The 19,966-nt window shown below is 61.3% G+C and carries 24 protein-coding genes; 15 read left to right on the forward strand and 9 right to left on the reverse strand.

The window, feature by feature from the left end; all coding sequences use genetic code 11:
• Nucleotides 1-12: 12 nt before the first annotated feature.
• The 3 genes from ABI796_RS04615 to ABI796_RS04625 all read right to left on the reverse strand — a co-directional run bounded on the left by ABI796_RS04615 (nt 13) and on the right by ABI796_RS04625 (nt 1,417).
• Nucleotides 13-543, reverse strand: coding sequence for a hypothetical protein (locus ABI796_RS04615; protein WP_141286436.1), 531 nt, complete (start codon nt 541-543; stop codon nt 13-15).
• 78 nt (nt 544-621) lie between these two features.
• Complete coding sequence (locus ABI796_RS04620; RefSeq protein WP_141286438.1) at nt 622-840, reverse strand: hypothetical protein; 219 nt, start codon at nt 838-840, stop codon at nt 622-624.
• A 118-nt stretch (nt 841-958) separates the two neighbouring features.
• Nucleotides 959-1,417 (reverse strand): MarR family winged helix-turn-helix transcriptional regulator, encoded by a 459-nt coding sequence (locus tag ABI796_RS04625; RefSeq protein ID WP_062070546.1) that lies wholly within the window; start codon nt 1,415-1,417, stop codon nt 959-961.
• A gap of 139 nt (nt 1,418-1,556) precedes the next feature.
• Here ABI796_RS04625 and ABI796_RS04630 point away from each other — a divergent pair, with 139 nt between their 5' ends.
• From ABI796_RS04630 to ABI796_RS04680, 11 genes are all read left to right on the forward strand, one after another.
• Nucleotides 1,557-2,495 carry an SDR family NAD(P)-dependent oxidoreductase gene (locus ABI796_RS04630; protein ID WP_141286440.1) on the forward strand — a complete coding sequence of 313 codons (939 nt, stop codon included), beginning with the start codon at nt 1,557-1,559 and terminating at the stop codon, nt 2,493-2,495.
• 2 nt (nt 2,496-2,497) lie between these two features.
• Nucleotides 2,498-3,388: an amidohydrolase family protein gene (locus ABI796_RS04635; RefSeq protein WP_141286442.1), complete on the forward strand. Its 891-nt coding sequence runs from the start codon at nt 2,498-2,500 to the stop codon at nt 3,386-3,388.
• A gap of 1 nt (nt 3,389) precedes the next feature.
• On the forward strand, nt 3,390-4,625 hold the full coding sequence (locus ABI796_RS04640; RefSeq protein ID WP_141286443.1) for an acyl-CoA dehydrogenase family protein: 1,236 nt from the start codon (nt 3,390-3,392) through the stop codon (nt 4,623-4,625).
• A gap of 31 nt (nt 4,626-4,656) precedes the next feature.
• Nucleotides 4,657-5,112, forward strand: coding sequence for a MaoC family dehydratase (locus ABI796_RS04645; protein WP_026542563.1), 456 nt, complete (start codon nt 4,657-4,659; stop codon nt 5,110-5,112).
• Nucleotides 5,113-5,179: 67 nt separating this feature from the next.
• Entirely contained in the window at nt 5,180-6,505 is a 1,326-nt protein-coding gene (locus ABI796_RS04650; RefSeq protein ID WP_141286445.1) for an MFS transporter, read from the forward strand.
• 12 nt (nt 6,506-6,517) lie between these two features.
• Nucleotides 6,518-8,068, forward strand: a complete 1,551-nt coding sequence (menE, locus tag ABI796_RS04655) for an o-succinylbenzoate--CoA ligase (RefSeq protein ID WP_141286447.1) — start codon at nt 6,518-6,520, stop codon at nt 8,066-8,068.
• A 188-nt stretch (nt 8,069-8,256) separates the two neighbouring features.
• Nucleotides 8,257-8,727 (forward strand): DUF805 domain-containing protein, encoded by a 471-nt coding sequence (locus ABI796_RS04660; RefSeq protein WP_141286449.1) that lies wholly within the window; start codon nt 8,257-8,259, stop codon nt 8,725-8,727.
• 179 nt (nt 8,728-8,906) lie between these two features.
• Complete coding sequence (lhgO, locus tag ABI796_RS04665) at nt 8,907-10,124, forward strand: L-2-hydroxyglutarate oxidase (RefSeq protein WP_141286451.1); 1,218 nt, start codon at nt 8,907-8,909, stop codon at nt 10,122-10,124.
• A gap of 62 nt (nt 10,125-10,186) precedes the next feature.
• Nucleotides 10,187-10,393, forward strand: coding sequence for a hypothetical protein (locus tag ABI796_RS04670; RefSeq protein WP_141286453.1), 207 nt, complete (start codon nt 10,187-10,189; stop codon nt 10,391-10,393).
• 125 nt (nt 10,394-10,518) lie between these two features.
• Nucleotides 10,519-10,821: a DUF4193 domain-containing protein gene (locus ABI796_RS04675; protein WP_024819766.1), complete on the forward strand. Its 303-nt coding sequence runs from the start codon at nt 10,519-10,521 to the stop codon at nt 10,819-10,821.
• A gap of 216 nt (nt 10,822-11,037) precedes the next feature.
• A complete protein-coding gene (locus ABI796_RS04680; RefSeq protein WP_141286455.1) occupies nt 11,038-11,583 on the forward strand; it encodes a hypothetical protein in 546 nt (181 codons plus the stop codon).
• A gap of 108 nt (nt 11,584-11,691) precedes the next feature.
• Here ABI796_RS04680 and ABI796_RS04685 read toward each other — a convergent pair whose 3' ends face one another.
• From ABI796_RS04685 to map, 4 genes are all read right to left on the reverse strand, one after another.
• On the reverse strand, nt 11,692-13,230 hold the full coding sequence (locus tag ABI796_RS04685; protein ID WP_141286724.1) for an APC family permease: 1,539 nt from the start codon (nt 13,228-13,230) through the stop codon (nt 11,692-11,694).
• Between the two features lie 12 nt (nt 13,231-13,242).
• Nucleotides 13,243-14,253: an agmatine/peptidylarginine deiminase gene (locus ABI796_RS04690; protein WP_174754634.1), complete on the reverse strand. Its 1,011-nt coding sequence runs from the start codon at nt 14,251-14,253 to the stop codon at nt 13,243-13,245.
• Nucleotides 14,254-14,264: 11 nt separating this feature from the next.
• Entirely contained in the window at nt 14,265-14,405 is a 141-nt protein-coding gene (locus ABI796_RS04695) for a hypothetical protein (protein WP_170224993.1), read from the reverse strand.
• A 224-nt stretch (nt 14,406-14,629) separates the two neighbouring features.
• The gene (map, locus tag ABI796_RS04700) at nt 14,630-15,403 is read right to left on the reverse strand and encodes a type I methionyl aminopeptidase (RefSeq protein ID WP_141286728.1); all 774 of its coding nucleotides are present in this window, start codon (nt 15,401-15,403) and stop codon (nt 14,630-14,632) included.
• 69 nt (nt 15,404-15,472) lie between these two features.
• Here map and ABI796_RS04705 point away from each other — a divergent pair, with 69 nt between their 5' ends.
• Nucleotides 15,473-15,775, forward strand: a complete 303-nt coding sequence (locus ABI796_RS04705) for a helix-turn-helix domain-containing protein (protein WP_141286730.1) — start codon at nt 15,473-15,475, stop codon at nt 15,773-15,775.
• 17 nt (nt 15,776-15,792) lie between these two features.
• On the opposite strand, the gene ABI796_RS04710 is transcribed toward ABI796_RS04705, so the two are convergent.
• Nucleotides 15,793-16,374, reverse strand: a complete 582-nt coding sequence (locus ABI796_RS04710; RefSeq protein WP_303409116.1) for a helix-turn-helix domain-containing protein — start codon at nt 16,372-16,374, stop codon at nt 15,793-15,795.
• A gap of 101 nt (nt 16,375-16,475) precedes the next feature.
• Here ABI796_RS04710 and ABI796_RS04715 point away from each other — a divergent pair, with 101 nt between their 5' ends.
• Both ABI796_RS04715 and ABI796_RS04720 read left to right on the forward strand, forming a co-directional pair.
• A complete protein-coding gene (locus tag ABI796_RS04715) occupies nt 16,476-17,480 on the forward strand; it encodes an NAD(P)/FAD-dependent oxidoreductase (RefSeq protein ID WP_141286681.1) in 1,005 nt (334 codons plus the stop codon).
• A 75-nt stretch (nt 17,481-17,555) separates the two neighbouring features.
• Nucleotides 17,556-17,768, forward strand: coding sequence for a hypothetical protein (locus ABI796_RS04720; RefSeq protein ID WP_141286679.1), 213 nt, complete (start codon nt 17,556-17,558; stop codon nt 17,766-17,768).
• Nucleotides 17,769-17,931: 163 nt separating this feature from the next.
• Here the strand turns inward: ABI796_RS04720 and ABI796_RS04725 are convergent, their stop codons facing one another.
• Nucleotides 17,932-19,155: an amidohydrolase gene (locus ABI796_RS04725; RefSeq protein ID WP_141286678.1), complete on the reverse strand. Its 1,224-nt coding sequence runs from the start codon at nt 19,153-19,155 to the stop codon at nt 17,932-17,934.
• 90 nt (nt 19,156-19,245) lie between these two features.
• On the opposite strand from ABI796_RS04725, the gene ABI796_RS04730 reads away from it, so the two are divergent.
• Nucleotides 19,246-19,905 carry a cyclodeaminase/cyclohydrolase family protein gene (locus tag ABI796_RS04730; protein ID WP_141286676.1) on the forward strand — a complete coding sequence of 220 codons (660 nt, stop codon included), beginning with the start codon at nt 19,246-19,248 and terminating at the stop codon, nt 19,903-19,905.
• The last annotated feature ends 61 nt before the right edge of the window (nt 19,906-19,966 follow it).

The following is a 19,966-nucleotide window of genomic DNA, read 5'->3' on the forward strand; positions in this document are numbered from 1 at the left end:
TGATGCTGAAAGTTACGTGTGGCTGTAAATCGTGCGCCAATGTCCGGGAAAGTTCTCTTCGACCGCCGCAAAAAGTTCTTCGTGGTCCCAGGCGTAAAGGGCAATTGCGAGGTTGCCGTGCGCCACTCGGGAATGCTCATCAGCGAAGTCCACCACCGGTTTCTCTTCCCCGCATGCGTCACAGGAGACGCTCGGCTGCGTCCCAAGTGTCCAGTCGGTGGCGGCCCAGTCGCTATAAGCGTCAAACAGGATGTCTTCATCCAGCGTCTCACCGCATGCCGGGCAGGAGGGAGGAGCGAAATTCTCTCCCATGGAGTAACCATCCCGGTCATGAATCAGGGTCAAATTGCTGGTTTCCTTTGCGAGCCCTCGCTCAAGGGCCCGCGGTCCGGGTGTCAGGCAAAGACCCTCCACCCAATCGGACTCCCGTTCGGCACCCACCCATCCGGTGGTGACCAGCCATTCTTGAAGCCGATGGACGGCACTGTCCGCCTCTGCTGAAGAAGCAGAAAGATCCACCAGGTACCAGATGTGTACGCTCACGATTCAGCCCCTCAAAAGTCGACTACTCGTTTGGATACTACCCAACCTGCGCAGCGACTTACGGGTATTGAGGGTCAGCTAGTGCCGTCCGCTGGTCCGCGCCATCAAAGCCTGGAGGTCTTCGGCAACCTTGGCTACCTCTCGCTGCCGGGAGGTGCGTGCAGGCTTGGATCCATGTGTGGCTGGGCGAGCCGGCCTGTTGTTTGTGCGGCTTTGGCGGTGGACTTGAGGATCGCGGGCGGGCGCGTCTACGGTGACGGCGCCCTGCAGGGGATCGTGGAAAAGAGGGAAGCTCATAGTTTCAGATCCTGACAGAACCGCCCGTCAGCCGGTATGGACAGGTGCATACGTGAGCCAGGTTCTGCTGTGCAGATGTCCATCGGGCTGCCTCAGCTAGCGCCGGGCAGCACTCAAGCTAGCCCCACAGGGCCTTCTTCAGCAACGCCCTTAGCTGCGCGTTCTCGTCTTCAGTCAGTGTGGCCAACTGCGTCCGCTCGCACTCTTCGAGTCCGGCCCTCGCTTTGTTGTGGATCCGGCGTCCTTCAGCGGTGGAGACGATGATCTTGGCGCGCCGGTCCTGCTTGCCTTGAGCTCGTTTGACCAGTCCGCGGTGTTCAAGATCGTCAACCAGGCTGACCACTTGGCTGGGGTCCAGGCTGAGGAAGTCCGCGAGCTCGCGTTGGGTGGGTTCCAAGCCGCTGCATGCGAGCGTCAGTACGGAGAAGGACCGCTCCCGGAGGCCGTAGTCCGCCAGTGCCTTGTTGTTCAGGAGCGAGCCCGTGGCGTGCAGTTTGGCCAGTAAGAGGCCTACATCGCTGCCGATTTTTGCTGCGGCCAGGCGCGGGGTTTCCACTTCGGTGCTTTGCGGGCCCATGACAACTCCAATAGTAATGAAAAACAATCGTTGACTTTTTCAATGATCCGTATTCTCATTGATCATGACAAGGATCTCACGATGCAGTGGGATCGGCCTCACCGGCTCAGGCCGGTTACTGCATGCGAAGGAGCACGCCATGAGCTTGAACGGCAAGGTTGCAATCGTCACCGGGAGTGGACAGGGTCTTGGACTCGCTTACGCGAGGGAGCTCGCCCGCCAGGGTGCCGCCGTCGTTATTAATGACGTGAACGCCCAGACCGCTGCGGACGCTGTTGCGCAGATCGAGGCCGACGGCGGACGCGCCACTTCCGTTGTGGTTCCGGTGGGCGGCACGGACGCCGCGAAGGCCCTGGTTGCGGGTGCCGTTGAAGCCTTCGGTCGGCTGGATATCCTGGTGACGAATGCCGGCATCCTGAGGGACAAGAGCATTCTCAAAATGACCGACGAGGACTTTGACCTGGTCATCAATGTGCACCTGAAAGGGACGTTCACTTGCGTCCGGGAGGCGTTCGCGTACTTCAAGGAGAACGGCATCGCCGGCCGGATCATCACCATCGGCTCGCCCACCGGTCAGCGCGGCAACTTCGGGCAGACCAATTACGCCGCTGCCAAGGCCGGGATCGTGGGCATGGTCCGCACCTGGGCTCTGGAGATGAAGAAGGCCGGGGTGACGGTTAACTCTGTGATTCCGGTGGCCGCCACCGCCATGACCAAGACGGTCCCGTACTTCCAGAAGGCCGTTGAAGCTGAAGAGCGTGGTGAGGCCATGCCGCCGTTCTTCCGTCACGATCTTGGTTTTGGAACGGCCGACGACGTCGCCGGGCTGATCGCGTTCCTCGCCTCTGATGCGGCTGCTGAAATTACCGGCCAGGCAATCGGCGCCGGCGGTGACCGGCTGCAGGTATGGACACATCCGACGGCGGCCACCACCGAGTACCGTGAAGGCGGGTGGAGTTACGAGGCCCTGCAGGAGAACGCTGGATCGCTTTTTGGTGCTGAGGCACTGCAGAGTTACGGCGAGGAATTCCTGCCGCTGCCCGCGGAGCTCCAGCCGGAACCCGTACAGGCCCGCTGATCATGGCTACCCGTTACGAATTGGGCATCGACGCCACTGCGTTGGATGCGATCGACATGCATGTCCACCTCGAAGTGGACAGTTGCGGCCACGGTTCCCTCCCGGAAGCGTTGACGGAGGCCTCGGCGAAGTACTTCAAGTCTGAGGACCGTACGCCATCGCTGGACAGGATCGCCGAGGTGTACCGCGAACTGAACATGGCCGCCGTCGTGTTCACTGTTGATGCCCGCACGCAGCTCAAGCACGAGCCCAACAGCATCCCGGAACTGATCGAGGGCGCTGCCCGGAACAATGATGTGCTGATTCCGTTCGGCAGTGTTGACCCGCGGACGGGGGAGGACGCGATCGCCGGGGCAAAGCATCAGGCTGTTGAGCTCGGTGCCCGCGGTTTCAAATTTCACCCATCGCTGCAAGGCTTTGATCCGTCCAACGAGACGTTCTACCCACTGTGGGAGACCCTGCAGGAGTTGGGGCTGCCTTGCATCTTTCACACTGGCCAGAACGGTATGGGCGCAGGACTCCCGGGCGGGTACGGGATTAAGCTCGCCTTCTCCAACCCGTTGTTGCTGGATGCTGTGGCGGCAGATTTCCCGGGCTTGCAGATCATCATGGCCCACCCCTCGGTGCCGTGGCAGGACGAGGCCAACTCGATCGCGACGCACAAATCCAACGTGTTCATCGATCTCTCCGGCTGGTCGCCAAAGTACTTCCCGGAGTCATTGGTGAAGGCCTCCAATTCAGTGCTGCAGGACAAGGTCCTGTTCGGCACCGACTTCCCGCTGATTACGCCGCAGAAGTGGTTGGGTGCGTTCGCGGACCTGCCGCTGAAGGATGAGGTGCGGCCGAAGATCCTCTTGGACAACGCCGTTCGGCTACTTGGTTTGGGTGGTTGAGATGACGGCGACTGCTACCACCAACACCAGTCAGGAACAGCGGCTGTATTCCGTGGCGGACTGGTACGACGCCGAAGCGCTGCTCAACACTGCCGAACGCCAGGTACTGGGCCGGCTGCGGGACTTCCTTGACGCTGAAGCCAAGCCTTTGTTGGCCGATTACTGGGAGAAGGGGGAGTTCCCCGAACAACTGGCACGGCCGTTGATCGACCTGGACCTGATGGAACCGGCCGACCTCACTGTTGAGGCCCCTGCGAGGGGGATTTACCACGGCTTCCGGATCTTCGAACTGGCCCGTACTGACGCTTCGCTGGCCACTTGGTACACCGCCCAGGCGGGGTTGTTCCGGACAGCAATCCGGGTGGGTGCGTCCGAAGAGCAGCAGAAGGAGTGGATGCCCAAAGTCATCGACTTCTCCCTCAAGGGCGTCTTCTCCTTGACCGAACCCGGGCACGGCTCGGACATCGCCGGCGGTTTGTCCACCACCGCCCGTTACGAAGAAGATCCCGACGGCGGCACGGGCTCCGGCTCCTGGGTTCTGGACGGTGCCAAACGGTGGATCGGGGGCGCTTCCACAGCCGACGTCCTGTGCGTATTCGCCCGCGATGTGACCGACGGGCAGGTCAAAGCGTTCCTCATAGACCGTACGGCTCCGGGGGTGTCCCTGGAGAAGATCCAGGGTAAAACTTCACTGCGGATGATGCAGAACGCCCATATCACCCTGAACAACGTCAGGGTTCCCGAAGCCATGCGCCTGCACAACGTGAACTCCTTCAAGGACGTGGCCGCTATGCTCCGTGCGATGCGCTCGGACGTTGCCTGGATCGCCGCCGGAATCCAGGCCGGCGCGTTCGAAGCTGCGTTGGCTTATGTGAAGGAGCGTCAGCAGTTCGGCCGGTCCTTGGGCTCCTTCCAGCTGGTCCAGGAGAAGCTGGCCCGCATGCTCGGCAACGTCACCGCTTCGCTTTCACTCGTTGTCCGGCTGACCGAGCAGCAGGGCTGGGGCATCTACCGGGATCAGGACTCAGCCCTGGCCAAGATGCAGACGTCCCTGATGATGCGCGAAACCGTCGCCCTGGCCCGCGAAGTGGTGGGCGGCAACGGCATCACCCTCGCCGCCGACGTCGCGCGTTTCCATGCCGACGCCGAAGCCGTCTACTCCTACGAAGGCACCCACGAGATCAACGCCTTGATCGTAGGCCGCGCCCTCACCGGCGCCAGTGCTTTCACCCACTAAATCTCTTCAAACAACAACACAGGAGGCAAAGATGCCCAATCTCGTGGTCGATTTCGACACCCTGCTCACCATGTCCGGCAAGGACCTCGGCACTACCGACTACCGCGAAATTACGCAGCAGCAGATCAACCTGTTCGCCGATGCCACTGATGACCAGCAGTGGATCCATGTTGATCCCGAACGCGCCAAAGACGGCCCTTTCGGTGCGCCGATCGCGCACGGCTTCCTCACGCTGTCCCTGATCATCCCGTTCTGGGGCGAATTGTTCGACGTCGACGGCGTCACTACCAAGGTCAACTACGGCCTGGACAAGGTCCGCTTCACCTCACCGGTCAAGGTGGGCTCCAAAGTCCGCATGAACGGCAGCATCGCCGAGGTCACCGAAGTCAAGGGCGGCGCCCAGATCAAGGTCAACGCCACCATCGAAATCGAAGGCCAGGAACGCCCCGCCGTCGTGGCCGAATTCCTCGCCCGCTTCTACAAGTAGGAACCGCTTCTACAAGTAAAGCGATCCGTAAACCCACTTCCCTTCCCTCCTCTCCCAAGGAACAGACATGTCAGGACACACTGCGCTCGCACAGTCGAGCACGGCCGCCAAGCGCAAAGAAGCGCGCACGGTCATCATGTCCAGCTATCTGGGCAGCACCATCGAGTTCTACGACTTCCTGCTGTACGCAACGGCCGCAGCGGTTGCCTTCCCCAAGGTGTTCTTCGCCGGTACTGATGAGTGGGTGGGCGTCGTAGCCGCGTACGCCACGTTCGCCGCCGGCTATGTTGCCCGGCCTTTGGGCGGCATCATCTTTGGGCACTTCGGTGACCGGATCGGCCGCAAGGGCATGCTGATTGTGTCCATGGCCATGATGGGTATTGCCTCCACGCTGATTGGGCTGATTCCCGGAGCCAACGTCATTGGCCCCTGGGGCGCTGTGATCCTTGTGGTCCTGCGTGTCTGCCAGGGAATCGCTGTGGGCGGTGAATGGGGCGGTGCCGCGCTGATGGCCTTGGAGCATTCGGATCCCAAAAAGCGGGGGTTCGCGGCGTCGTTCGTCAACGCCGGCGCCCCCACCGGCGCTGTCCTTGGCACCGTGGTGATGGGCATCTTCTCCGCCCTTCCACAGGATGCGTTCCTGGCGTGGGGTTGGCGCGTGCCGTTCCTGTTGTCCTTCGTCCTCCTGATTGTGGGCATGTTTGTGAGGTTGCGGGTTTCGGAAAGCCCGATCTTCGCCGAAGCTGTTGCCAAGGAAAGCGCCCAGGGCACCAAACGCAAGATCCCGTTGCTGGAAGTGCTGAAGCGTCCCAAGGCTCTGATCATGATCATGTTCGCCGGTGCTGCGGGATTCGGCCTCCAAGTTGTGCTTCCTACGTTCTCCGTCACCTACGCAGTATCCAAGGGCGCACCACAACAGGGCGTGCTCTATGCCTTCGCTGGCGCCTCAGCCATCTCCATCCTGTTCGTGCTCCTGGGCGGCAGGCTCTCGGATCGCTTTGGTCGCCGTCCGGTGATGGTCACGGGTTTGGCCTTGTTCATCCTGTACCTGTTCCCAATGTTCGGGATGCTCAGTTCCGGCAACATCGCCCTGGTTTTCCTGGCCTTCACGGTGGCGCTGGTTCTGCATTCATCCCTTTACGGTCCGCTTGCAGCGTTCGTTTCGGAGCAGTTCGGCACCACTAACCGCTACACCGGCGCGGCCGTCGGCTACCAGCTGGCAACACTGATCGGCGCTGGCTTCACGCCCGGCATTGTGGCGGGCCTTTATAAGGACGCCGGTCAGAGCATCGTCCCTGTGGTGGTCTTCCTTTCCATCATGTCGCTGGTATCGATTGTCTTCATCCTGCTGACGCGGGAGTCTAAGAACAACGACCTCTCTACGGTCAGTTAGGAGCACTGCACCATGGACAACAACGGAGTTGGATCCTGGCTGCACCGGCGCCGGATAAAGTCCGGAACCAAAACAGCTGTCATTTCCGGCGGGACGAGTCTTAGCTACGCCGAACTTGCAGACCGGACCGCCCACTTGGCCAACGCCCTCAAGGAAAGAGGCGTAGGCAAAGGGGACAGGGTGGCCTACCTCGGCGAGAATCACCCATCATTCGTGGAGACGTTCTTCGCATGCGGGCTGTTGGGCGCGATCTTCGTCCCGCTCAACACCCGCCTGGCGGCCCCGGAGCTGCAGTATCAACTGCAGGACTCAGGCTCACTGCTGCTCATCAGCGCCGCATCTTTGGAAACCGTTGCCGCCGCGTCCAGCAGGGAGACTGAGGTGACCCACCGTCTTGTGGTGGCGCCCGACGACGTCACTGACGGTTCCGCTCCCACGCTGCCATCCGGCGTCGAGCACTATGACGACGTGATGGCCAGCGCAAGCGCGGCACCGCCGGATGAAGCGGTGACGCTGGACGACGGCGCCATGATCCTCTACACCTCCGGAACCACCGGCAAACCCAAGGGTGCGCTGCTGACGCACGGCAACATCACCTGGAACTGCATGAACACGGTGGTGGATATGGACCTGAACCGCAACGATGTAGCGCTCATGATCTCGCCGCTGTTCCACGTTGCATCACTGGACATGGGCCTGCTTCCCATGCTGCTCAAAGGCGCAACCGTGGTGCTTGAAGCCAAATTCGACGCCGGCCGGGTACTGGAGTTGGTGGGTCAGTACAAAATCACCACACTCAACGGCGTCCCCACCACCTTTCAGATGCTCTGTGACCATCCCGGATGGTCGACGGCGGACCTCAGCTCCCTGGACAAGCTCACCTGCGGCGGTTCAGCGGTTCCACAGAGAGTGCTCGATGCCTACGAGCAGCGCGGCATAGGTTTCACCAGCTGCTATGGCATGACCGAAACCGCACCTGGGGCAACCATGCTGCCGGTATCCAGGTCCAAGGAAAAGGCCGGATCTGCCGGGCTGCCGCACTTCTTCACGGACGTGAGGATTGCCGATCCGCTCGGCGGAGTTGCTGTCCAGGGCGAGGTGGGGGAGATCCAAATCTCCGGCCCCAACGTGATCAAGGAGTACTGGAACCGGCCGGAAGCCACCGCGGAAAGCTACTCCGATTCCTCCTGGTTCCGTTCCGGGGACATGGGCTACCAGGATGCGGAAGGCTTCCTGTTCGTTTCGGACCGCATCAAGGACATGATCATTTCCGGGGGCGAGAACATCTACCCCGCCGAGGTTGAAGCTGCCATCGCGGAGCTCACGGCTGTGGGAAGTGTGGCCGTCATTGGTGTTGATGACCCCAAATGGGGAGAAGTACCCCGGGCGATAGTCACCCTGCGTGAAGGCGGATCCCTCACGGAGGAGCAACTGCGCTCGCATTTGGAAGGCCGGCTGGCGCGGTACAAAATCCCCAAGTCCGTGGTGTTCGTTGAGGAAATGCCACGAACCGCCAGTGGCAAAATCCGCAAAATGGACCTCCGGAAGCAGTACGCACAGTAACTAATGCCTGCGTGGAAAAGCTGCTCCGTGAGGAACCTCTCGGGGCGAAATATTCCGTTACCAAGCTAAATCCGGGTTAATTTCCTCCATCGAACTGCGTAATAGGCTGTTGGGGCATTACGATAAGCACGACTCACTCAGAGCATGATGCTTCATCACGACTCACACCTAACCCGGGGGATATACCAATGAGCACTTACCCGCAACAACCGCAACAAACCGAACAGTACGGCGTCCAGGCCGGCGAGCCGCCGCTGTGGGCTCCGTACTACGGCGCTCCGATTGGTGCAGCCGTCAAGCGTTTCTTCAAGAAGTACGCCACGTTCAGCGGCCGCGCGAGCCGCAGCGAATACTGGTGGTGGGCCTTGGTCAATGCAGTAGTTCTGATCGTTTTCCAAATTGTGATGACAACCGGTCTTTCAGTAGATGCCGAGGGACTGCCGGTCTTTGGCGCGACGTACTTTGTTGGAGTGGCCGTTGTGACCATTTGGGGTCTTGCAACTCTGGTCCCGTCAATTGCCTTGTTGGTCCGCCGTCTCCACGACGCCAACCTTAGCGGCTGGTTGGCGCTGCTCATCATCGTGCCCATCGTTGCACTCGTGCTCTCGCTCCTGCCGTCAAACCCGGCCGGCCAGCGTTTTGACCAGCCCACTGCATAGTCAGTCACGTAGCAAGTAACACGCAGTAAGCAATACGATCCAAGGAAAAGGGCGGCACCTTTTTATGCCGCCCTTTTTCGCGCCGTTTTCCGGCCAGTACCTGCCGCGCGGTCAATGCCCATGAAATGCTGAGGTGGACCCACCCCAACGACTGACCCACCCCAACGACGAGGAGTGTCATGCCCCACCCTCCACAGACGAGGACCATCAAGCGGTGCGCAGTTGTAGGTGGCGGCATCATCGGCATTGCGGTGGCCAGGGAACTGTCCAACAGACTCCACCACGCCCAGATCACCGTCTATGAAAAGGAAGACCGGCTCGCAGCACACCAGACCGGCCACAACTCGGGTGTGGTTCACGCGGGCCTGTACTACGAGCCCGGCGGGCTGAAGGCAAAGCTGTGCCGCAGGGGAGTGGAGCTGCTGCAGGAATTCTGCGCCACAAAAGACCTGCCCTATGAAGCCTGCGGCAAGCTGGTGATCGCCCAAACGCCGGAAGAGCAACACCGCCTGGACAACATTTTCGCCCGCGCCACAGCCAACGGCGTCCCCGGCGCTCGCATGCTTCGCGGTGACCAGATACGTGAGGTGGAGCCGAACGCCGTCGGGCTTTCCGCTTTGCACTCGCCGGAAACGGCGATCGTTGACTACACAGCCATCACCAACGCGCTCGCCGACGACGTCCGCAGTGCCGGCGGGACCATCCGGCTGGCACAGGAAGTCACCGCGCTGAATCAACAGGGCAGCGGGGTGCTGGTCACTACCAAGGACGGCAGCGAGCATTACGACCTTGTGGTGGTCTGTGCGGGTCTCCAGTCGGATCGCGTGGCAGAATCCACTGGCGAACCGGCCACCCCCAGGATCGTGCCGTTTTTTGGGCAGTATTTCCTCTTGGGGGCGGACGCCCGGGATCAAGTCCGCGGGCTGATTTACCCGGTGCCGGACCCCAAACACCCCTTCCTCGGTGTCCACCTCACAAAACGCATTGACGGTGAAATGATGCTGGGCCCCAATGCGTTTATCTCATTCGGCCGTGAGTCCTATGCGTGGAATGAGGTCAATGTTCGCGACGTCATGAATTACACGCTCTTCCCGGGTTTCTGGAATTTTGCCCGGCAGAACGTACCCTCAGCCTTCCGCGAATTCCAGACCGTTATGAGCAAGAAGAAATTCATCCGCGAGGCCGTCCGCTTTGTACCTTCATTGGAGGGCGCCACCATCCTCCCCGGCACTCGCGGCGTGCGCGCCCAGGCCATGAACGGCAACGGTTCGCTGGTTGACGACTTTGTGATTGCGCGACGCCGGGACACAGTTTTGGTGCGCAACGCGCCTTCTCCGGGGGCTACTTCGTCCATGGCCATAGCGGAGTACATCGTGGAAAAGGCTTTACAGGACTGAAGTTAACAAGCTCGTGATCCAACGGAAATCGCCTCAACATGCGCTATGCATAGCGTTGCCGCATGATCGGATCATTAGCCTCGTTTGCCACGAAAGTGGGCACCACCATTGCGGCCTGGATCGAGTCCGCCTACGTCCTGGACGCTCCTGGTCCGTCAGCGGAGGAGGACGGCAGCCGATTGGCGTGGTTGCCTGCCCTCAGTGGAGTCACCGTTGCCGGTGCACAGGCCATCCAATCGCATGCCGTGAGGGTACCAACAGAGCCCTAGGCCCAGCCCGGAATGCTGCAGAATGTCGCGTTGGGCACAGTATTCGTTTATCTCCTGAGGTATGCCCTAAACTGCTTCACTGAGGTGCCGGAAGAGGCACTATGCAGCAACGAAAGCGAACCTCAATGGCTACTGATTACGATGCCCCGCGCAAGACCGAAGAAGAGTCTCCCGCCGAATCGCTTGAGGCCCTTCAGGCATCCCGTGGAAACACTGCGCAGACCGCGGTGATCGACGTCGAGGAAAACGATACTGCCGAGGGAATTGACCTGCCCGGTGCAGATCTTTCCGGTGAAGAACTGACCGTCATTGTTGTCCCTGAGCAGTCCGACGAATTCACGTGTGGCTCCTGTTTCCTGGTCCGCCACAGGTCCCAGATTGCCTTGGAAAAGAACGGGCTTAAGTTCTGCAAGGACTGCGAAGGCTAAAGTAACGCCCGGGTCTCGTTATCGTTGATCACGAACATGGGCGCGACGCCGCTTCATGCGGCTGCCTTCACCCCAAAAACGGCCCTTGAATAACCCTCTTGTGACCGCAGCTTTGTGCACTTAACAGTTGTGCCCCGAAGCGGTCACAACCCACCCGCGCACCCCGTTGCACTCCTACTGTTGAAGTATCAACTTCGCCTGAAGGGGGCACAAAAAATGAGGAAAATTGGAGCGGGTTTGGCAGCCGTCCTGGCAGCTGTCGGGCTCGGTCTGGCGGCACCGGGACCGGCCTCGGCCGCATCATATTGCGGAATCGCATGGGGTTCCTTGGCCAAGGCCGATCCCGACATGAGTTCCGCCAACGTCACCAATGTCCGCACGGGCCAGCAGCCCTGCTATGACCGTTTAGTCATTGACATGACCGGAAAGGTTGCCGGTTATGCCGTTCAGTACGTACCGGTAATCACGCAGGACGCCACGGGATATCCCATCCCCGTGCTGGGCGATGCTGATCTGCAAGTGATGGTCACTGCGCCGTCCTACAACCAGTACAGCCAGCCAACCTATGAGCCGGCAGCCAAAGCCGAACTATCCAACGTCTCCGGATACCGGACCTTCCGGCAGGTGGTTTACGCGGGCAGTTTTGAGGGCACCACCAGTATTGGGCTGGGTGTCCGGGCACGGCTTCCATTCCGGGTGTTCACTTTGGACGGACCCGACGGCGGCTCGCGCCTGGTAGTGGATGTGGCCCACCGCTGGTAGCAGCTTCCCCCGGAACGCGGGAGTGCTGCCAAAGCATACGAAAGCTGCCAATTCGCCGGACCTATCCGGCGAACTGGCAGCTTTCCAGCGTTTTCGTGGCTTCCGGACCTACTCCGGAACCACCAGCGCCGGCGTATCCTTCCGAATGGTCTCGCCGCGGAAGAATCCGGGCCGGATTCGGGACATGATCAGCATGACCACGGCGCCCAGGACCAGGATGCCGATGCCCAGGACGAACACGAGCCCCACACCGAAGATCTCCGAGCCGCTGCCGAACTCCGGAGCCCAGCTGTCCACGGCGGTCTGGAGGAACACCACAAACAGTCCAACGCCGCCCACCAGCGGGCAAACGAGCCGCAGGAAGAAGTTCCTGGCGCTGGAGAAGACGCTGTTGCGGAAGTACCAAGCACAGGCGATTGCTGTGAGTCCGTAGTAGAAGCAGATCATCAGGCCCAGGGCCAGGATGGTGTCGTTCAGGACGTTTTCACTGATCACGTGCATCACGGCGTAGAAGCCCGCGGACAGGACACCGGCCGCAATGGTGGCGAAGCCCGGCGTCGAGAACTTCTTGCTCATGTGGCTGAAGCGCTCCGGAAGGGCGCCGTAGTGCGCCATGGCCAGCAGGCTGCGGGACGGCGAGGTGAAGGTGGACTGCAGGGATGCCGCGGAGCTGGAGAGCACGGCCAGTGACATGAGGATGGCGAACGGGCCCATCACCGGTGATGCCAGTGCGGTGAAGACGTTGGCGTGGTTTTCCTCGTTGTTCAGGCCAATCCCGGTATCGCCCACTCCGGCGAACATCATGGTGGCAATGGTGACCAAGAGGTAGATGCCCAGCACTATCACTGCCGTCAATGTGCCCGCCAGGCCTGCGGTCTTCTTACCGTTGGCGGTTTCCTCGTTGACCGTGAGGCAGACGTCCCAGCCCCAGTAGACGAAGATCGACAACGAGATACCGGCGGCAATCTGCCCGAAGGTCTCAATCTTGGTGACGTCGAACCAGTCCCAGCTGAACGGCACAGCGGTCTCGGAGGTGGACCAGTTGGCGAACGCCATGGTAACGAACAGGCCAAGGACCAGCAGCTGGAAACCTACCAAGCCGTACTGGACGATCTTGGTGGTGTGCAGGCCGCGGTAGCTGATCCACACGGCGAGCGCCACGAAGACGAAGCAGGTGGCAACGTTGAGCAGTTTGTTCGATGCCAGGTCTGCGAGTTCCGGTGAACCCGTGGCCTGTGCCAGGAACAGGTAGAAGAAGTCCACGGCCACGCCGGCCAGGTTGGACAGGACAATGATGTTGGCGGCCAGCAAGCCCCAGCCACCCATCCATCCAACCCATGGGCCGAACGCTTTGGTGACCCAGGTGAAGGTGGTGCCGCTGTCCGGGGAGTCAGCATTGAGCTCCCGGTAGGCCAGCGATACCAGGATCATGGGGATGAACCCGATCAGAAAAATGACGGGCAGTTGGAGCCCGACTTCGTTGACTGTTGGACCCAGCGCGCCGGTGAGCGTGTACGCGGGTGCGATGGTTGAAATGCCAAGAACGACGACGGCGAGGAGCCCCAACTGCCCCGTCTTCAGTCCCTTGCCGCTGATCTTGTGCGACTCTGCAGCGTCATTGCCGCTGCGGCGGATTGTCTGGCTCATGTGAGGCCCTTTCTAGATGGCCGAAGGCTGCTGCTGCGTAATGCAGTGGATACCGCCGCCCCGGGCGAAGAGTTCGCGCGCGTCAACACCGATCACGCGGCGTCCGGGGTAGGCGTCGGCGAGAAGGCGGAGTGCTTTCTCGTCCATGGGGTCATTGAAACTGCAGGCGATAACTCCGCCGTTGACCACGAGGTGATTGATGTAGCTGTAGTCCACAAACCCCTCGTCGTCGGTAAGTGTCTCCGGGGCGGGGACTTCGATGATGTTCCAGTCCCGGCCCGCTGCGTCATGGGTGGTGCGCAGGAAGTCGATGATCTCGCGGGAGACCGTGTAGTCCGGGTGTTCGGGGTTCTGCTGGGAGTGGACCAGAAGTGTGCCCGGGCTGGGGATCGCGGCCACAATGTCCACGTGTCCGCGGGTACCGAATTTTTCGGAGTCACGGGTGAGGCCCCGTGGAAGCCACACCACGTGCGTGGCGCCGATGGTACGGGCAAGTTCCTGCTCGATGTCCGCTTTGGTCAGGCCGGGGTTCCGGCCCTGATCAAGCTGGACAGTTTCTGTCACCAGAACGGTGCCTTCACCGTCAACCTGGATGCCGCCGCCCTCGTTGACTATCCCGGAGGGGATGTGCCGGGCGTTGGCGCGGCCACTGATGTCCTCGGCAATGTGCGAGTCCTTGTCCCAGGTTGCCCAGTCCTGGCCGCCCCAACCGTTGAAGATCCAGTCCACGGCACCCAGTTGCCTGTTCGAATCCAGCACGAACGTCGGCCCGATGTCCCTCATCCAGGCATCGTTGAGCTCAGCGGTAATCACCTCAACGCGTGGGTCCAAGTAGCGGGCGGCTGTTTGGACGTCGTCGGGCGTTACCACCATGGTGACGGGTTCAAACTCAAGGATGGCGTTGGCAACTGCCGCCCAGGTGGAACGTGCAGCGTGGGCTTCTTCCTCCGATTCACCCAAGGTGTAGCCGCCAGTGGGGAAGGCCATCCAGACGCGGTCCTGGGGAGCCGTTTCCGATGGCATGCGCCACACACTCACGCGGTGACTGCCTGAAGGTGTGGGGTTTTCGCTGAGCCGGGCGAGGTGTTGGGGTCCGTCGCTTGGGTTGCTTGCCGGCGTGTTGCCGGGCCGGCGGTCAGGAAAGCGGGGGCTTCCCAGTGTCTGATTTCAATCATGGGGGGTTTACTCCGTGAGACGACTGTCACTAAATGAATAGCGTTCATTTAGTATGACGGGAGTCACCCTCAAGCGCAAGACGCCGTGTGGGGCGTCTCATTGTGTGAACCGAAATGCCCGGATCCCGCACTCGTTCGCCCCGGATCCCGCGCTCGTTCGTCCCGCGCCCCGTTCAGCGTTGAGTCACCCGAACAAGCGGGGGAGTGCCCGGGAAATCATTGGCTCAGAGTGTCGGCAGGGTCAGGATCTCGGCTCCGTCCTCCGTGATGGCGATGGTGTGCTCGCTGTGGGCCGTGCGGCAACCGGTCACACTGCGCAGGGTCCAGCCGTCGGGGTCGGTAACGAGCTGGGCGGTGTCGGCCATGACCCACGGCTCCAGGGCAAGCAGCAGTCCGGGGCGCAGCTTGTATCCCCGGCCGGGGCGGCCCATGCTGGGTACATGCGGCTCCTGGTGCATGGTGGAGCCAATGCCGTGCCCGCCAAACTCGGTGTTGACGGGGTAGCCGGCCTCGCTGAGGACTGAACCTATTGCGTAGGAGAGGTCGCCGATGCGGGCCCCGGGGCGGGCCGCCTCTATGCCTGCGCGCAATGCACGTTCGGTTGCCTCGATCATTGCGAGGCTTTCGGTCGGCTTGGACTCGCCCACTATGAAGCTGATGGCAGAGTCAGCGGCGATTCCGTCCTTCAATACCGCCAGATCCAAGGTGAGGAGGTCGCCGTCGGCCAGTTTGTAGTCCGTGGGCAGGCCGTGAAGGACGGCGTCATTGACGCCGGTGCAGATGTAGTGGCCGAAAGGGCCGCGTCCAAAGGAGGGGGCGTAGTCCACGTAGCAGGAAATACCGCCGGCCTCGAGGATCATGCTCTTAGCCCATTGGTCGATGTCCAGGAGGTTGGTGCCCACGGTTGCCCTGCCCTTGAGGGTGTGCAAAATGTTGGCAACCAGCGCGCCGGCCTCCTTGGCGCGGCCTAGTTCTGTTCGGCTCAGAATCTCAATCATGCGGGACCTCTCGTATTCATCAACCAATAACTATCCCGGCCATATTATCCCGGTATTACAATTGGAGCCATGGTTAGATTGCCGCTTACACCCGCAGAGGCCGAGCGCGGACAACGCCTCGGGGCTCTACTGCGTCGTGCGCGGGGTGAGCGGTCCATGCTGGAGACGGCCCTGGATGCGCGCGTCTCACCCGAAACGCTTCGGAAAATCGAATCAGGCCGGGTAGCCACACCCGCGTTTCCCACTGTGGCCGCGATCGCCGAGGTGCTGGGGCTTTCCCTCGATGAGGTCTGGGCAGAGATCAATCAGCAGGAACGCGTGGTTGAGCCCGGCAGCCGGCGCCGAAGCGCACGTGAATGGTTGGCTTCCTAGCCTCAGGTGCAAATGCCTCAGCGTTTGGGCCGCGCCCGCACGTGAAGCCTTTCGCCCTGCTGGCCGAACAACGTGAGAAGCTCAACCGGTTCTTTACCGGCGCTGGCAAACCAATGCGGGGTGCGGGTATCAAATTCCGCCACCTCGCCCGGCTTCAGGACAAAGTCGTTCTCGCCCAGCACCAGCCGGAGCTTGCCGTTGAGGATGTACATCCAGTCATACCCCTCATGGGATTGGGGCCGCGGTATCTCCTTTCCCGTTCCGCTCTTCAGCACCATCTTGAAGGCCTGAATGCCGCCGGGGCGTCGAGTGAGAGGGACCGCTGTTCCCCATTCGTGAACGTGCGGTTTGAGGTGAATCCGGGGATCGCCAGTTTCTGGAGCGTCAATGAGTTCTTCCAGTGGAACCTGATGAAGCCGGGCGATGGGGAGAAGCAGCTCCAGGGTGGGTTTGCGTTGACCCGATTCCAGGCGCGAGAGGGTGCTCACTGAGATCCCTGTTGCTGCCGCGGCCTCCGCGAGGGTCACGTTGCGTTGGGTCCGCATGGCACGCAGGCGAGGGCCAACGGCGTCGAGCATGGTGTTGAAATCCGAAGTCATGCGCCCAGTTTGCCATATCAGCAAACTTCCTTGCTGTTTCTCACACCACTGCTCAACCATGGAAGAAGCGGCGCAGAGCCGCTGGAAACGTGGAGGCACTGGTGAGTACGGAAACTAAGAACAGCCCGATAGCAGGGGAGTACGACGTCGTTGTGGTGGGAGGTGGCGCTGCCGGGCTCAGTGCGGCCGTCACGTTGGGCAGGGCGTTGCGGTCCGTGCTGGTGATCGACGCCGGCGAGCCGCGCAACGCGCCCGCGGCCGGGGTACACGGGTTCCTCTCGCGAGACGGAATCAATCCCAAGGAACTGCTGGAGCTTGGGCGTGCCGAGGCGCTCCAATATGGCGCGGACGTGGTGTCCGGCGTCGCCGTCGGAGCACGCTCGACGGCGGAACTGGCGGACGGCGCGGATCCCGCCTTCGAGGTAAACCTGGCAGATGGCCGAACGGTCAAAGCGCGCCGGCTGCTGGTCACCACCGGACTGACGGACATCCTCCCTGCAATTGAGGGCATCCGCGAACGCTGGGGCCGTGACGTCCTGCACTGCCCTTACTGCCACGGCTGGGAAGTCAGGAACAAAGCGATCGGGATCCTGGGTTCAGTGCCAATGGCACTGCACCAGGCATTGCTGTTCCGCCAATGGAGCCCCAACATCACCTTGTTCCTCAATGACGTTGTGGAGCCCACTGAAGAGCAATGGGAGCAATTGGCGGCCCGCTCCATCACCGTGGTGGACGGAAAGGTCCGGGCACTGGAAGTCATTGACGACTCTTTGTCCGGTGTTGAACTGGAATCGGGCAAAGTCATCGCCGTAGAGGCAGTTGTCACAGGCCCACGATTGGAAGCGCGGTCCGGCGTCCTGGAATCCCTCGGCGTCCCGTTGGTGGAGCACCCCATGGGCGTCGGAACCCATGTTGAAGTAAATCCCCAAGGGGCAACGTCAGTGCCCGGTGTATGGGCTGCCGGAAACGTCACTGATCTGACGGGACAGGTGATGGCCTCCGCAGCCGCCGGTGTCATGGCAGGTGCCGCCATCAATGCGGATTTGATGATGGCAGAGACCCGGGCCGCTGTGGAGGACGCACGCCAAGCCGCTCTTTCCCGCTGATCACAACGCACAAAAGCATCGACCTGGGGACCCTGCGCGAGGACGATTAAGGGACAGCCGTAAAGGAGGTTGGGTATGTGCTACGCGTACTACGACGACTTTGAGCGGCGCACGAAGAAGGACTCCGCGCGCAAGCCTGAAGCACGCACATCAGAAACATCCAAGGATCAGGAACCAGCACACAGCCGTCCCCGGACGGAAGGAACGCTGTGGACCTTCCTGGCCCGCCGTCGCAGGGAATCCGAGGTTTCCGCACCGAGGATCGACCGCATCCGCGAGAAAGTCTAGGAACTCCTGGACCGGGTTGGAAAAAGGCCAAACCGCATCAACCAAAAGGCCAAACCGCATCAACCAAAAGGAAAGGCGCTGCGCTCGCAGCGCCTTTCCTTCGCTTAGCGCTTTCCTTGGCTTAGCGGTTCCCTTGGCTTAGTCGGCCGCAAGCTCCTGCGCCCTAGGACTGAGCAGCCAGGAACTCCCGGGCAGCCGTGACCAGAGCTTCCGTTCCACGGGTCAGTGTGGGCTGGATGACCGGGGCAAAGTACGGCGAGTGATTAGAGGGGATGTCCTCGGGGAGGCGACCAGTGGTGGCGAATTCCTTGAACAATGCAGGCTCGGCACCACCAAGGAACCAGAACACCAGGGGAGCGCCGGCGGCCTTCGCCAAAGCTCCCACATCCTCACTTCCGGACACGGGGCCGGGATCAATGATCTGTGTTTCCCCGAACTTTGCAGTGAAAGCGGCGGAGACCCTGCCGGTTGCAGCGTGATCGTTGACGGTGAGCGGGAAATGCTCCTCGAACTGGATTTCGGGGTCCTTGGGCGCGCCGGATGCTGTGGACTCTCCCTGGGCTATCCGCTCAATGGAACTAAGGATTTTGTCCCGGGTGTCGTCACTGAAGGTGCGGACGCTGAGGCCCAACGTTGCTGTTTCGGGAATGATGTTGTTCTTGGTCCCTGAGTGGATCTGACCAACCGTCACTACAGCGGAGTCACTGGCGGCGAGCTCGCGCGAGACAATGCCTTGCAATCGCACAGTGGTGGCAGCTGCCATCAGAACGGGGTCAACGGTGGTCTCCGGACGCGATCCGTGGCCACCCCGCCCATGCAAGGTGATGTTGAGGGAATCAGCGGACGCCATGGTAACGCCGGGCCGTATGCCGAACCATCCGGCGGGGAAGGGGGCCACATGTTGGCCCAGAACGATCCCGGGTTTCGGCACTTTGTCATACAGTCCGTCCGCAACCATGGTTTCGGCCCCGCCTCCCCATTCTTCGGCCGGTTGGAAGAGGGCGATCAGCGTGCCTTGCCATTCATCGCGTTGCGTCGCCAGGACCTCTGCTGCGCCAACAAGGCAGGTGACATGTACGTCGTGGCCGCACGCGTGCATCACCGGCATGTCCTTGCCCTCATGGTCAACGCCCATTGCGGTGCTTGCATAGTCCAAACCCGTTGCTTCCTTGACCGGCAACGCATCCATGTCCGCCCTGAGCATCACTACAGGCCCTGGCCCGTTTTCCAGGACACCAACAACGCCGGTCTTTCCGATGTTTCGGCGAACGGTGAAGCCAAGGTCTTCCAAATATCCCGCGGCGATTCCCGCAGTTCGAGTTTCCTGGAACGACAACTCGGGATGGGCGTGCAGGTCTTTGTAAAGCTCTTCGAGGTCAATGGTCATGAGTCTGCCCTTTTCGATCGACGCCTAGGTCTGGCCAGTGTATCCAGCCCGAAGCTGCAAACCCTGGGAAGCCCGGGCACACTGGAAGGCATGAATGATTCTGAATCAGTCACCACGCAGCTTTCCACTGTTGAGGAGTGGACCAAAGCGCTGGCGGAATCCAGCGGATCACCGGGAGGAGGCGCTGGAACAGGGGTGATGCTCTCCATCGCCGCTTCCCTGACGTCCATGGTTGCCGGTTACACCGAAGCGGAAAAATCTCACCAAGAGCACCTGGCCGGCATTCACTCCCGAGCCCATGAACTGCGCAAAACCGCGCTTCAGCTAGCCGACGACGACGCTTCGGCCTCCAACGCGTTCGGCGCTGCCTTCCGCCTGGACCCGGGACCCGAACGCGAGGATGCCATCCACCAGGCATCCGTCGATGCCGCGAAAGCCTCCGCTGTGCTTGGCGAGCGGGCCATTGACGCCATTGAAGATCTCGGCTGGCTCTCTTCCCACGGCAATCCCGCGCTGATCGCGGACGTCGTTGTGGGCTTTGGGGCCCTCCGGGCAGCCATCGCGGGAGCCCGAACCAACGTGAGCTTCGACCTCGCATCCTTAACCTCCGCGGGCGCCACACTGGAGGAAGTCAGGGAAGAACATCCGGAACTGTGGAACACCGTCAGCCGGCTCACCGATGCCCTCCACCAAATAGACCAACTGACCGCCGGCGTCGACAAGAAAGCGGCACCAACCGAAGACTTGTGAGGCCCGGTTTGCGTGGCAAATCCCCAAAAAACCACGCAAAGCAGGCCTCACAACGGCATCG

Source organism: Paenarthrobacter aurescens (assembly GCF_041549525.1).
Lineage (GTDB): Bacteria > Actinomycetota > Actinomycetes > Actinomycetales > Micrococcaceae > Arthrobacter > Arthrobacter aurescens.

Coding starts and splice junctions, on each gene's coding strand:
- ABI796_RS04685 (WP_141286724.1), bottom strand. CDS start 13,230: ATGAGCCAGACAATCCGCCGCAGCGGCAATGACGCTGCAGAGTCGCAC.
- ABI796_RS04720 (WP_141286679.1), top strand. CDS start 17,556: ATGTGCTACGCGTACTACGACGACTTTGAGCGGCGCACGAAGAAGGAC.
- menE (WP_141286447.1), top strand. CDS start 6,518: ATGGACAACAACGGAGTTGGATCCTGGCTGCACCGGCGCCGGATAAAG.
- lhgO (WP_141286451.1), top strand. CDS start 8,907: ATGCCCCACCCTCCACAGACGAGGACCATCAAGCGGTGCGCAGTTGTA.
- ABI796_RS04625 (WP_062070546.1), bottom strand. CDS start 1,417: ATGGGCCCGCAAAGCACCGAAGTGGAAACCCCGCGCCTGGCCGCAGCA.
- ABI796_RS04730 (WP_141286676.1), top strand. CDS start 19,246: ATGAATGATTCTGAATCAGTCACCACGCAGCTTTCCACTGTTGAGGAG.
- ABI796_RS04675 (WP_024819766.1), top strand. CDS start 10,519: ATGGCTACTGATTACGATGCCCCGCGCAAGACCGAAGAAGAGTCTCCC.
- ABI796_RS04690 (WP_174754634.1), bottom strand. CDS start 14,253: ATGCCATCGGAAACGGCTCCCCAGGACCGCGTCTGGATGGCCTTCCCC.
- ABI796_RS04660 (WP_141286449.1), top strand. CDS start 8,257: ATGAGCACTTACCCGCAACAACCGCAACAAACCGAACAGTACGGCGTC.
- ABI796_RS04680 (WP_141286455.1), top strand. CDS start 11,038: ATGAGGAAAATTGGAGCGGGTTTGGCAGCCGTCCTGGCAGCTGTCGGG.
- map (WP_141286728.1), bottom strand. CDS start 15,403: ATGATTGAGATTCTGAGCCGAACAGAACTAGGCCGCGCCAAGGAGGCC.
- ABI796_RS04670 (WP_141286453.1), top strand. CDS start 10,187: ATGATCGGATCATTAGCCTCGTTTGCCACGAAAGTGGGCACCACCATT.
- ABI796_RS04710 (WP_303409116.1), bottom strand. CDS start 16,374: ATGACTTCGGATTTCAACACCATGCTCGACGCCGTTGGCCCTCGCCTG.
- ABI796_RS04725 (WP_141286678.1), bottom strand. CDS start 19,155: ATGACCATTGACCTCGAAGAGCTTTACAAAGACCTGCACGCCCATCCC.
- ABI796_RS04620 (WP_141286438.1), bottom strand. CDS start 840: ATGAGCTTCCCTCTTTTCCACGATCCCCTGCAGGGCGCCGTCACCGTA.
- ABI796_RS04630 (WP_141286440.1), top strand. CDS start 1,557: ATGAGCTTGAACGGCAAGGTTGCAATCGTCACCGGGAGTGGACAGGGT.
- ABI796_RS04650 (WP_141286445.1), top strand. CDS start 5,180: ATGTCAGGACACACTGCGCTCGCACAGTCGAGCACGGCCGCCAAGCGC.
- ABI796_RS04640 (WP_141286443.1), top strand. CDS start 3,390: ATGACGGCGACTGCTACCACCAACACCAGTCAGGAACAGCGGCTGTAT.
- ABI796_RS04705 (WP_141286730.1), top strand. CDS start 15,473: ATGGTTAGATTGCCGCTTACACCCGCAGAGGCCGAGCGCGGACAACGC.
- ABI796_RS04635 (WP_141286442.1), top strand. CDS start 2,498: ATGGCTACCCGTTACGAATTGGGCATCGACGCCACTGCGTTGGATGCG.
- ABI796_RS04695 (WP_170224993.1), bottom strand. CDS start 14,405: ATGATTGAAATCAGACACTGGGAAGCCCCCGCTTTCCTGACCGCCGGC.
- ABI796_RS04645 (WP_026542563.1), top strand. CDS start 4,657: ATGCCCAATCTCGTGGTCGATTTCGACACCCTGCTCACCATGTCCGGC.